Below are 12,565 nucleotides of genomic sequence, written 5' to 3'. Positions count from 1 at the left end.
AGGAACTATCTAAAAGAATAACAGAGTAACTAGTGAGGCTGACTAGTTAACACAACTAATCTTTTGCCTTGCCGTGCAAAACAAGGGTTCCATTATAAATTGCACTATTTAGGATAGGTGACATACCACGTCTTTCATCAGAGCTTGCAAGAATTAAACGTTCCTTAGCTCTACTTGCACCTAAATAAATTTGAGAGACAAACCTTCTGTGGATACCACTATGAGTGATTTCATCTGGAAGTTCATTCCGATCAATATGTATTAAATATACTGTATCGAATTGCATTCCCGCCACATATTCTGGCATGCTAAACAAACACTTACCTTTGTATTTCATCGGCTTTAACATTTCATCCCTAGAGGTTAATGGTTCATAAAGTTTCTTTATCCTCCCAACATTTAAATATCGAGAAAATATACGTAAATTAAGGCAAAGTATGGCTACTGACTTAGACTTTTCCTTTCTCGCCAATCGCGATGCCTCTTGAAAAACGTTGTCAATAAGATCCATGTCGCTTTTATATACATGTATTATTGGTAATTCACCCCTGACATTTTCCGAAGATAACTTTAACTTATTCCATTCAGAAGAAAGATCTAGAGCAGGAAATGCACCGTCTAAATCCGTTAGAAAAGAAGCTATTTCTGGTGAATATCTGAAGACCTTAGTTAATTCAACTAGTTCAGATGCACCAACCCCCGTAGACTTGAAGACATTGGCTATAGACTCATTTCTTATTGAATTTAAAAAAACATCACTCATTGATTGTTTAATATCATAAGCCATAAATAGAGGGTATCGGCCACTTGTATGTCTAGACCTACACAAGTCGTTGAATACCATCCGCTCTGGTTTTGTAAAGTAATGTAACTCATCTATAAAAATAGCATCGTAGCCTTCCTCTTCACATATTCTATTCCAAATATGCGAGTGCAAATAATTACTTAGATCTGCAATCATTTGGTCCATGCTTAATGCATTCAACTCCTTCAACTTCTCTCGATATATATTATGCAAATTCAATAAAAAAAGTCTATCTTCATTGGTAACTAATTCCATCTGCCATGGTTCACGATGTCCTTGTAAATAATCTTTAGAGTTTTCCGATCCTAAATAAATATTTTCAGCATCAAGAATGCAAGCAAATTCGTTTAAAATCTCTATACAAATAAAATGTCTACGCTCAGGATTAATTATTTTTTCTTGTAAACCTGAAGAGCATTTATTTATTATTGAAGTGCGAAACCGCAAGTCCTTGACACTTTCATCAATAAGATTATCAACTATTTCGTATTGATTTTCCCGGCCTTCTTTTCCATCAGTCGAGATTGGGAATATATTCTTGTGATTGTAATTTAATATCTCTTGAGCTAAATCATATAATGAACAAACTTTAATCTTGATATTTTTTAATTTCCTGATATTACTCTCTTTATCTAGAGACAAAATCATATTGTTTACTAAGTCACTAGTTGAGTGACTATGTGTAAGGAATAAAAATCTCTTCTTCACACCTAAATTTTCAAATGAATAACTATCTCTAATTAACTTTATTACCATGGAAATAGTTTTTCCAGTTCCTGCTGCTCCTCTCAGCCGAACGGGATCATTGTAATCCTTATCAACAAAATCCCTTTGCTCAGTTGTTAGTTTGTTATCATACCATTGTTGAAAAGAATAGTTATAGTAAAGATTGTCATTTATCTGTTCAGTGAGTTCGATGCCGAAGTTTACTTCGCCATCTTTATTCCCTTCATCAGGATAAGTGGTTTTTGGTATGACTAAATTTACATTACTGATTGCATCAACAAATATTTCATCCTCTGTTAACTCATCAGGATTGCGTGGGAACTTCTCCGTGGCGTTATATAGGTAAATATTTTTAGTGTCCATGGGAAATATATTGAAATATAATCTAAGGGAGTCCTCTGCGTTTCTCTGTGTTGCGAAAAAAGATATTATATTCCCATCGATATACTTGCCCCAATGACGTCCGCTGGTACTATCTTTATTGAAATGACGTACTGCAAATGATAAACATCTTTCAAAAGCATAGATTAGATCTTTACCTGTTAATCCCCAAAAAGCCAATTCATCTCCTGTTTTAATAACGAGATATTTACTATCCACACTTGCTTTTTTTGATAATATATAGTTAATGCCATTGTGTTTTAGTGAGCATAAGCTGTTCCTATATGAGGAAGGGATTTTAAGATCATTAAACCACCCTTCATTTATAATTGAACGCTCGAGAAGATTGATCGCCCCTTCATCTAGAACAATAGTGTTATTTGTCATATCCACCTTCAATTTTTTCAATTAATAAATTTATTGATTCTTCTCTGTCATTTTCATAATTTTCTGGCATCCCAATTCTAGAGAAAAGAGATGCAAAACTCTGAGAGATGCTATATCTTAAATAATCACTCAATCTACCAATACGAACGAGGCTAGTAGAATCAGAATGGTTTGATAACCTTGCATCAATCTCCTGAACATAAACATTCTTTCTGTGAATCGGCCTTATCATTCTGAGCTTTAGAATTCCACACTCATCAAATAAAGAGTCAATCATCGGTAATACAAAAAATTCCTCTTTGGGTTTTTTAATGGCTTCTCTTAATTCATTAGTTATATTTTTAAACTTAGAACCCTTAATTTCTTTTATCTTAAAAAAATTACCTATCGTTTCTTCACATCTCGATAACTCGTCAAGCTTTATATCTATTTCAATGGATTGATTGCGGTCGATTATAGATAAATCATCTAAAATATCAATGTACTTGTTTTTTTCAAGCCACACTCTAATGTCTGACTCTTTTAATTCATTGCACTCATGTTTTTTATGTACTTCCAAATTATTTATTAATTTATGAAGTGACTTGGCTACTTCTATGCGAATCTTTTCAAAATATGTTGGGATCCATATTTTTTCCAAGTAGCATGTACTTGAGACAATAGGGAGAAATGTAAGATAATTTACATTTTTATTCCGATTAGCCAAGTCACAATCTGCTGTAATTAAAATAGCAAATTGCTCGCCATCCTGAAATGGTGAGTCACAGCGATTATTTACTCTAAATACATCACCTTGTAAAATCCCATTGTATTTATCAAAGTTTTCATAAAAATACTTCATATTTTACAACCCTAATCTATTAAGATAGTTGTAGCTGCTCTGTGAACCCTACCCTATTTACCTAGGCACGACTAACGGCACTCTTTTTTGTCAGAGCCATGATCCACTCCAGTCATCTTCAGATGGAGGTATCCCTCTGTCAATTGAGGGTATCTGATAGTGAGCTATTGTTCACAAATATACAAACATCAACATTGGCGACTTCTGCTCTTGGCACAAAACAGCCTTCTATATCAACCCTATCCCATGGAACACCCCTTACTGAAATTTTCGGCAATAAACCCCCTCCACTCCAAATAATTAAATAAAACATAAATCAACAAAATTTATTATTCGATTTCTTTGCATTTTATTATTCTCTCCCCCTACAAACAAATCTACTCCCCCCTAGCACCGCCCCCGCCCTTTCCCTACAATAAGGGATCTGTTGAGGCATAACGCAAGGAAAGACGGTGTCGAAAGCCAATCCCAATGCCACTATCGTGGATATCGCCCGCCGCGCCAGGGTGACCAATATCACCGTTTCCCGCGCCTTCAATAAGCCCGAGCTGGTCAAGCCGGAAACCCGCGAGCGCATTCACGCCATCGCCAAAGAGCTGAACTATGTGCCCAACGCGTTCGCGCAGGGGCTGAAAAGCAGCAGCAGCCAGATTATCGGCATCGTCACCAGCAGCATGTACAACCCGTTCTATTCCGGCCTGATCAAGACCGTGTCGCGCATTGCGCGTCAGCAGGGCTACCAGATCATGCTGTTCGACACCGACGGCAGCGAAGAGGCGGAAATGCGCGCCATTCAGGCGCTGTTCGGCTACAAGGCGCGCGGCATCCTGCTGTCGGCGGTGCGCGATGATAAGCGCTACCGCCCCGCCTATCTCGAGCTGGCCGAGGTGTACGGCGTGCCGCTGATCCTGATCGACCGCGATCTCTACGATCAGCAGCTGAGCGGCGTGTTCCTCGATAACCGCGAGATCGGCGTGCTGGCCGGGCGTTATCTGGCGGAGCAGCCGGAGCAGAAGCTGCTGATTATCGGCGGCCCGGCGGATTCGGAAATAACCTTAACGCGCACCGCCGGCATCGTCGCGGCGCTGCAGGGCAGCGGGCGTGAGATTCATATCATCAACGGCGACTACGATTTCACCTCGCAGGAAAGTGAGGTGCGCGCCTATCTGGCGCAGCCGGAGAACCGCCCGGATTACATCATCGGCCTGAACGGCATCATCACGCTGGGCGCCATCGCCATCTGCCACGAGATGGGGCTTTATGAGCAGGTGAAGTTCTTCTCGATAGACGAGCCGCCGCGCGCCGGCGCTTACGGCCTGCACATTCCAGGGGTGTATCACGATACGCAGAAACTGGGGGAGATCGCCGCGGAGCTGCTGTTCAGCGCCATTAACAGCCCGCGCGGCGAGCTGCCGGTGCGCAGAGAGTTCTTCACCGGCTCGCTGTTGAATCGCTGACGGGCGCTATTGCCCGTAGTAGGCGTGTTTGCCGTGCTTGCGCAGGAAATGTTTGTCCAATAGCTCCGGCTGCATCGGGGCGATGGCCGGCGCCAGCTGGCGCGTCGCCATCGCCATGATCGCCACCTCTTCCAGCACCACCGCGTTGTGCACCGCATCCGCCGCGTCCTTGCCCCAGGCGAACGGGCCATGGGAATAAACCAGTACTCCCGGCACCTGCTGCGGATCGCGCCCCGCCTGATTGAAGGTCTCGATGATCACCTTGCCGGTTTCCCCCTCGTAGTCGCCGGCGATCTCCGCCTCGCTCATCGGCCGGGTGCAGGGAATGTCGCCGTAAAAGTAGTCGGCGTGGGTGGTGCCCAGCGCCGGGATCGGCTGCCCGGCCTGCGCCCAGATGGTGGCGTTGCGGCTGTGGGTGTGCACCACGCCGCCGATATCGGCGAAGGCGCGGTACAGCGCCAGGTGGGTGGCGGTGTCGGATGAGGGCTTGCGGTGCCCTTCGCGCACCTTGCCCTCCAGATCCACCACCACCAGATCCTCCAGCGTCATCGCCTCGTAGGCGATGCCCGAAGGCTTGATTACCACCAGCCCGCTCTGGCGGTCGATCGCCGAGACGTTGCCCCAGGTAAAGGTCACCAGCCCGTATGCCGGCAGGCTAAGGTTGGCGGCCAGCACCTGCCGCTTGAGTTCGTTCAGCATGCGATGCCTCCCTCATTCATCTGTTGTTCGATCCAGGCCTTGGCCTGGGCGATGCGTTGCTTGTCCTGCCCGTCTTCGCGCGCCCACATCTCCAGCAGATAGGGGCCGCGATAGCCGAGCGCGTTGAGCACGGAAAAGGCGTGGACGAAATCCACGCAGCCTTCGCCGAACGGCACGTCGCGGAACTGCCCGGCGCTGCCCGGCCCCACCGCCACGGTGTCTTTGAGGTGCACGGCGGTGATGCTGCCGATGCCCAGCGCCAGCTCGGCGGCGACGTCGTTGCCCCAGGCGCTGAGGTTGCCGAGATCGGGATACACCGTGAACCACGGGCTGTTGACGTGGCGCGCGATGTCGCGCCATTTGCTGATGCTGTTGATGAACGGCGTGTCCATCACCTCCACCGACAGCATCACCTGCGCCCTGGCGGCCTGCGCCGCCGCCCACTGCATGCCCTCGATAAAACGCTCGCGGCTGTGGCGATCGGCGGGTTCGTAATAGACGTCGTAGCCCGCCAGCTGGATGTTGCGGATGCCGAGATCCGTCGCCAGTTCCAGCGCCTTGCTCATCAGCCCCCGCGCCCGCTCGCGGGTGGCAGCGTCATGGCTGCCGAACGGCTCGCGCCGGTGCGCCGACAGGCACAGGCTCGGCACCGTCACCCCGCTGTCGAGCCGCGCCTGGATAAACGCCAGCCGCTGGCGGCGATCCCAGTCCAGCCGCTGCTGGCGCGCCGGCTGCTCGTCGATCGACATCTCCACGAACTCAAAGCCCAGCTCGGCGGCGGTGGCCAGCCGCTGCGGCCAGCTCAGATCGGCGGGCAGCGCCTTTTCATACAGCCCCAGACAGGCGGCGTTAGTCGTTTGCATCAGTCACCTCACTCAAAGCCTGAGCGACCGCCAGATAGCGCGCCTGCTGGGCGCGCAGGCGCCGGTGGGCGGCGGTCGCGGGATAATAACAACGCAGCTTGGGCGGCGCGGCGGCGATCGCTTCGGCGAACCCGGCGTACTCCCCGGCGCCGACGGCGGCGCACAGGGCGGCGGCGCGGCAGCCGCTTTGGCGCGTTTCCACCACCTCGAGCGGCAGGTTGCCGGCGTCGGCGTACATCTGCATCCAGACCTCGGACTGCGTCGGCCCGCCGGTCATGCGCACCCGCTCGATGCGCGGGTTCAGCTGCACCATGCGCTCCTGGTGAATCAGGTGCGAGAACACGATGCCCTGGTAGATCGCCTGCACCACGTCCGCCATCTCGTGGTGGGCGCTCAGGCCGATCAGCCCGCCCGGCGTGTTGCCGCCGAGGTTGGAGCCGTACAGATAAGGCAGGAACAGCAGCCCGCTGGGCTGCTCGCGGCGCTCGGCCACCCAGGCGTTGAACTGGGCGTAGCGCTGCCGGTCGTCGGCGCAGAACTGGCGCAGGAACCAGGCCAGGTTGCCGGCCGAGGTCGGGCTGCCTTCGTGCACGAAATAGCGGTCGTCGATGCAGTAGCGCCCCCAGGCGTAGGGGGAATCGGCAGGAATGATGCGCTCGGTCACGCAGGTGGCGATCGACCAGGTGCCCGCCACCGCGCTGAGCGTGCGATCGTCGGCCACGCCGGAGCTGAGCGCTGCGCCCACCACGTCGAACAGGCCGCCGTACACCGCGGTGCCTGCGCGCAGGCCGCATTGCGCCGCCGCCGTGGCCGTCACCCGCCCGGCCAGCTGCGCCGAGCCGATCACCGGCGCGGTCTTCTCCTGCGCCTCTTCGATGCCGAAGGCCGCCATCAGCGCCGTATCGTAAGCGCCGCTGTGCTGGTTAAACAGGTTGCTGCCGGAGATGTTGGTCACCTCGGCCGCCGCCTCGCCGGTGAGGCGAAAGCGCAGGTAATCGTGCGCCATCAGGATGCGATCGACGGCGGCGTACTGCGCCGGTTGCCGCTGCTTCAGCCAGCGCAGCAGCAGCGCCGGGTGGCTGGGCCACAGCGGCTGCAGGCTGCGCGGGTAGGTCTGCGCGTCCACGCCGGCGCGGCGCAGCTCAGCCGCCGTGGCCGCCGCGCGGTTGTCCGAAGAGAGGATGCCGTTGCCGACCGGCTTGCCGTGGCGGTCGATGGCGTACAGCCCTTTGCCGTGCGCCGAAAAGCTGACGCCGCGCACCTGCCCGGCCTCCAGCCCCGCCGCGTGCAGCGTCTGGCGGATCGCCGCGCAAACGTCATCCCACAGCGCGTCCATATTGCGTTCGCTGAAGCCCGGCTGGGCGGCAATCGCCGCGCCGTCGCGCTCGGCGATCGCCAGCTCTTCGCCGCTTGCCCGGTACAGCCCGGCCTTGATCACCGTGCCGCCGACGTCTATGCCAAGAAAGACTGCCATCGCGCCTCCTATTTGCGCCGCACGGAGCTGAGGTAGATGGCAGCCAGGATGATGCCCCCCTTCACCACGTTCTGGATATACGGCGATACGTTCATCAGATTGAGGCCGTTGTTGAGTACCCCGAGCATCATCGCCCCCACCAGCGTGCCAATGATGGCGCCGCGCCCGCCGGAGATCGCCGCCCCGCCCAGCACTACGGCGGCGATGGCGTCCAGCTCGAAGCCTTCGCCGGCGTTGGGCTGCCCGCTCATCAGGCGCGAGGTCAGCACCAGCCCGGCCAGCGCGGCGGTCAAGCCGCTGATCACGTACACCAGCATCTTGTAGCGCGGCACGCGGATGCCGCTCAGGCGCGCCGCCTCTTCGTTGCCACCCATCGCGTAGACGTAGCGGCCGAACGGCAGCTGGTTGAGCATCAGCCAGGCCAGCAGGTACACGCCGAGCATGATCAGGATCGGCACCTGAATGCCCAGCACCGTGCCGCGGCCGAAGAACGAGAAGACGTCGGGCAGGCCGGAGATCGGGTAGCCGCCGGTATAGAGCAGCGCCAGGCCGCGGGCGATGCCCATCGACGCCAGGGTGACGATGATCGGCGGCATGCGCAGGTAGGCGATGCAGGCGCCGTTGGCCAGGCCGAACAGCGCGCCGACCGCCAACGCCGCCACCATCGCCAGCGGGATTGGCACCGCCGCCAGCATCAGCCCGGCTGCGACCGAGCCGGCCAGCGCCATCACCGGCCCCACCGAAAGATCGATGCCGCCGGTCAGGATGGCGCAGGTCATGCCCACCGCGATGATGGCATTGATAGACACCTGGCGCGCCACGTTGGTCAGGTTGTTGACGCTGAGGAAGCTGTCGTTCAACAGGCTCATCAATACGAACAAGACAGCGAAGCCGATAAACGGCAAGACCGCCGGGTGATGCAGCAGTTTTTCCCAGCGCTTGCCGAGGCTGGGGCCGGCGGCGCGGCGCGCCACGGCGGGTTGTTCAATTCCGATCATAAGGCACTCCCGGTCGCGTGAAGCATGATGTGGTTGGATTCGATGTCGTCGCCGGTCAGCTCGGCGACAATGTGGCCGCCGCGAAACACCAGCACGCGATCGCACACGCCGATGATCTCCGGCAGTTCGGAGGAAATCATGATGATGGAGATGCCCTGCTGGGTCAGTTGCTGCATCAGCTGGTAGATCTCGGCCTTGGCGCCCACGTCGATGCCGCGCGTCGGCTCGTCGAAGATCAGGATGTTGCAGTCGTTGTTGAGCCAGCGGGCGATCACCACCTTCTGCTGGTTGCCGCCGCTCAGGGTGCTGACGGCGGTCTCGGCGTCCGGGGTTTTCACCCCCACGGCGCGGATCAGCCGCTGCACCACGTCGCGATCCTGGCGGGCGTTGACGAAGATCTTGCCGCGCCGGTGGTGCCGGTTGAGGGTGATGTTCTGCGCTACCGAGAACGGCAGCACCAGGCCTTCGGTTTTGCGGCTCTCCGGCAGCAGGCCGATGCCCTGCGCCAGCGCCTGCGCCGGGGAGCGCAGCGCCGCCGGTTGGCCGCCGAGGCTGACGCGTTTGCGGTGGCAGCGGCTGGCGCCGATCAGCGCCGAGACGGTCTCGGTGCGCCCGGAGCCCACCAGCCCGGCGAAGCCGAGGATCTCGCCCTTGTGCAGCCGGAAACGGTCGGTCGCGCCGTGCTTCTCGCGCTGGATCTCCGCCTCCAGCAGCACCGTCGCGGTATCGACCGGGTGCTGTTTCACCGGGAAAGCGTTCTCGATTTTGCGCCCGACCATCAGCCGCACCAGCTCTTCCACGTTGGTGTCGCCGGTAGCCAGCGTTTCGATGTAGGCGCCGTCGCGCAGCACGGTGATGCGATCGCAGATGGTGAAGATCTCGTCCAGGTGGTGCGAGATAAACACCATGCCGACGCCCAGCAACCGCAGATCGCTCATCACGCTGAACAGGTGCTCAGCCTCGCCCGGCGTCAGCGTGGCGGTCGGCTCGTCCAGCACCAGCACCCGCGCCTCCAGCGACAGCGCTTTGGCGATCTCAACGAACTGCTGCTGCGCCACGCTCAGCTGCTCCACCGGGCAATCGAGATCGATAGCCACCGTCAGCCGCTTGAAAATGGCCTCGGCCTTGCGCCGCATCGCCCGCCGATCCAGCAGGCCCCAGCGGTTGCGGATCTCCCGGTTGAGGAAGATGTTGTCGATGGCGCTCATGTAGGGAATCAACGAGAATTCCTGAAAAATAATGCCGACCCCGGCCTCGATCGCCTGGCGATAGTTGTTAAAGCGGCGCTGCTCGCCGTCGATAAAAATATCGCCCTCGTCCGGCTGATAGATGCCGCACATGATTTTCACCAGCGTCGATTTGCCGGCGCCGTTTTCGCCCAACAGGGCGTGCACTTCGCCGCGTTGAATGGCCAGATCGATGCCGTCCAGCGCCTTCACGCCGGGAAAGCTCTTCTTTATTCGCTTCAGTTCCAGTAAAGGTGTCACCGCATTGCCCTCCGCGCCGAACGCCCCGCCGCAGCGGGGCGAACCTGGCCGCTGTTACCAGCTAAAGCCGGCCGCATTGCTGCGGTCGATCAGCTTCACTTTGACCGGCACGGTTTTCGGCACCGTGGCGCCCCAGTAGCGGGCCAGCGCAATGCCGAGCGCGATGCGCAGCTGGTCGCGCGGGAACTGCGCCGAGGTAGCGATAAACGGCGAGTTCGGCTTGAGGATCTCTTTGATGGCTTCCGGCTGGCCATCGACGCTCACCAGCTTGACCTTGGCGCCGTTGCTTTCGATCGCCGCCAGGGCGCCGAGCGCGCCGACGTCGTTGACGCTGAAGATACCCGCCAGATCCGGCGCCGACTGCAGCATGTTTTCGGTCACGGTCAGCGCGGTGTCGCGTTCCTGCTTGCCGTTTTGCTTGGTGACGATCTTGATGTCGGGGTATTTCTTCATCGCCGCTTCAAAGCCGCGCACGCGCTCCAGGATCGGCACCACTGGGATGCCGTCGAGGATCGCCACCTTGCCTTTGCCGCCCAGCGCTTTCGCCAGGTACTCACCCGCCTGGAAGCCGGCGTCGTAGTTTTCCGAGCCGACGAACGCGTCCAGCGGCCCTTCCGCCTGGGCGTCGATCGCCACCACCACCGCGCCGGCCTTATGGGCGGAGATCACCGCCGACTGCACCCCTACCGAATCGGTCGGGTTGATCAGCAGGATGTCCACCTTCTTCTGCAGCATGTCTTCCACGTCGCCGATCTGTTTGGCGACGTCATGGCGCGCATCGGCCACGTACACCTTGGCGCCGATATCCGCCGCCGCCTGATCCAGCGCCTGCTTCATGGTGACGAAGTAGTCGTTGTTCATTTCCTGGAACGACATACCGATAGTGATTTGCTTGGCCAGCGCCCCATGGCTGGCCGCCAACATTCCACCGGCGACGATAAAAGGCAGGGTCTTTTTGAATAATGAAAACATAGCCAATTCTCCTGTAGGGAAGCTTCTTGTTGTGGTTATCAGAGCAACAGCATGTCTTTACGTTTGACCGACCGGCCGGCCCCCCATTGCGAGCGGGCCGGCGATCGTGACTGCAACAGCGGTACAGCGGGAGGGTCAGGGAACCAGGATCACCTTGATGGAGTCGGTCGAGTCCGCCAGGGCGAAGGCTTCGTCCCAGTCGTTCAATGAATAGCTGTGGGTAACCACGCCGTTGGAAGTCACCAGCCCGCGCTCGAACAGATCGATGGCGATTTCGTAGCTGTAGGGCGCCAGGTGCGCGCCGCGAATGTCCAGCTCCTTGCGATCGCCGATGATGGACCAGTCGACGGTGGTTTCCTTACCGAACACGCTGAACTCCACGAAGCGGCCCAGCTTGCGGATCATCTGCAGCCCCTGGGTGACGCCGATCGGCGCGCCGGTGGCCTCGATGTAGACGTCGCAGCCGTAGCCGCCGGTCAGCGATTTGACGATCTGGTCGGCGTCTTCCTTCAGCGGGTTGATCACCACGTCGGCGCCAAATTCCTTCGCCAGCGCCAGCCGTTCGTCGATGGCGTCGATCACGATCAGTTTCTTCGGCGTTTTCAGGCGCGCCACCTGCACCATGCACAGCCCGAGCGGCCCGGCGCCAGCCAGCACCACCACGTCGTCCAGCTGGATGTCGCCGCGCGCCACGGTGTGGATGGCGCAGGCCATCGGTTCAATCAATACCGCGTCTTCATGGCTCAGGCTTTCCGGGATCTTGTGCACGATGGCGTTCTCGGAAAAGCGCATGTACTCCGCCATGCCGCCCTCCGCCACGTCTTTTTGAAAGCCGTAAATGTTATGCGTCTCACACATCCAGTAGCTGCCGGATTTGCAGTAGCGGCACTCCCAGCACGGCACGATCTGCTCGGCGATCACCCGCTCGCCGAGCCGGTATTTGCCTTCCGCGCCCTCGCCCAGCGCGGCGATGCGGCCGTAGAACTCGTGGCCCGGCACCACCGGCGGTTTAACCCACGGGTTCTCCCCCCAAAACATCTGTGCGCCATTCTTGCACTTGCAGTCGCCGGCGCAGATGCCGCAGCCTTCCACCTTGATCACCAGCTCGCGCGCCTTCGGCAGCGGCGTGGGCACCTGTTCGAAACGATAGTCCTGCGGGCCGTGGCAAACGACCGCACGCATTTTTTCCGGCAACTGGCTCATCTCTTCCTCCAATACACTCGTTAAACGCTTGAATTTTCTTAATGTTGACGTTGTCATTTTTATCCAACAAAAAACAACCAACGTTATAAAGTGATAAATTTCAATTGATTAATCATCAAACACCCAGGAAAACTCAAAATGACAACGTGAACATAGAGCGACATATAACCAAAGCTGCAAAAATAATTATTTGAGCGAAATCACATATCGTTAACATTGCGGCTAAAAATGCTACAAATGCGGATCGCGATCCCATTTACGAGATCGGCGAA

10 protein-coding genes are annotated in these 12,565 nt (G+C 55.9%); 1 reads left to right on the top strand and 9 read right to left on the bottom strand.

Annotation, left to right across the window (positions count from 1 at the left end; translation table 11 throughout):
• Positions 1 to 55: 55 nt before the first annotated feature.
• Positions 56 to 2,299 (bottom strand): UvrD-helicase domain-containing protein, encoded by a 2,244-nt coding sequence (locus WCL58_RS08665; RefSeq protein WP_336850902.1) that lies wholly within the window; start codon positions 2,297 to 2,299, stop codon positions 56 to 58.
• On the bottom strand, positions 2,289 to 3,140 hold the full coding sequence (locus WCL58_RS08660) for a hypothetical protein (protein WP_336850900.1): 852 nt from the start codon (positions 3,138 to 3,140) through the stop codon (positions 2,289 to 2,291). Before WCL58_RS08660 ends, WCL58_RS08665 begins: the two co-directional genes overlap by 11 nt.
• Before the next feature lie 452 nt (positions 3,141 to 3,592).
• Between WCL58_RS08660 and WCL58_RS08655 the strand changes: the two genes are divergently transcribed.
• Positions 3,593 to 4,597: a LacI family DNA-binding transcriptional regulator gene (locus tag WCL58_RS08655; protein ID WP_043147707.1), complete on the top strand. Its 1,005-nt coding sequence runs from the start codon at positions 3,593 to 3,595 to the stop codon at positions 4,595 to 4,597.
• A 6-nt stretch (positions 4,598 to 4,603) separates the two neighbouring features.
• On the opposite strand, the gene araD is transcribed toward WCL58_RS08655, so the two are convergent.
• From araD to WCL58_RS08620, 7 genes are all read right to left on the bottom strand, one after another.
• Positions 4,604 to 5,296: an L-ribulose-5-phosphate 4-epimerase gene (gene araD, locus WCL58_RS08650; RefSeq protein ID WP_033632583.1), complete on the bottom strand. Its 693-nt coding sequence runs from the start codon at positions 5,294 to 5,296 to the stop codon at positions 4,604 to 4,606.
• Positions 5,290 to 6,159 (bottom strand): L-ribulose-5-phosphate 3-epimerase, encoded by an 870-nt coding sequence (locus tag WCL58_RS08645; protein WP_336850898.1) that lies wholly within the window; start codon positions 6,157 to 6,159, stop codon positions 5,290 to 5,292. The genes araD and WCL58_RS08645 overlap by 7 nt, the downstream gene beginning before the upstream one ends.
• Complete coding sequence (locus tag WCL58_RS08640; protein ID WP_336850896.1) at positions 6,146 to 7,633, bottom strand: FGGY-family carbohydrate kinase; 1,488 nt, start codon at positions 7,631 to 7,633, stop codon at positions 6,146 to 6,148. The genes WCL58_RS08645 and WCL58_RS08640 overlap by 14 nt, the downstream gene beginning before the upstream one ends.
• Before the next feature lie 8 nt (positions 7,634 to 7,641).
• Positions 7,642 to 8,631, bottom strand: coding sequence for an ABC transporter permease (locus WCL58_RS08635; protein ID WP_336850894.1), 990 nt, complete (start codon positions 8,629 to 8,631; stop codon positions 7,642 to 7,644).
• On the bottom strand, positions 8,628 to 10,118 hold the full coding sequence (locus WCL58_RS08630; protein ID WP_336850892.1) for a sugar ABC transporter ATP-binding protein: 1,491 nt from the start codon (positions 10,116 to 10,118) through the stop codon (positions 8,628 to 8,630). Before WCL58_RS08630 ends, WCL58_RS08635 begins: the two co-directional genes overlap by 4 nt.
• 54 nt (positions 10,119 to 10,172) lie before the next feature.
• Positions 10,173 to 11,090, bottom strand: coding sequence for an ABC transporter substrate-binding protein (locus WCL58_RS08625; protein WP_148874970.1), 918 nt, complete (start codon positions 11,088 to 11,090; stop codon positions 10,173 to 10,175).
• Between the two features lie 135 nt (positions 11,091 to 11,225).
• Positions 11,226 to 12,293, bottom strand: coding sequence for a zinc-binding dehydrogenase (locus tag WCL58_RS08620; RefSeq protein ID WP_033643780.1), 1,068 nt, complete (start codon positions 12,291 to 12,293; stop codon positions 11,226 to 11,228).
• Positions 12,294 to 12,565 lie beyond the last annotated feature (272 nt).

Source organism: Serratia sp. TMDUHS_CL (assembly GCF_037137105.1).
In the GTDB taxonomy this organism is placed as follows: Bacteria; Pseudomonadota; Gammaproteobacteria; order Enterobacterales; family Enterobacteriaceae; genus Serratia; species Serratia nevei.
This window is presented reverse-complemented; position numbering and strand designations above follow the sequence as displayed.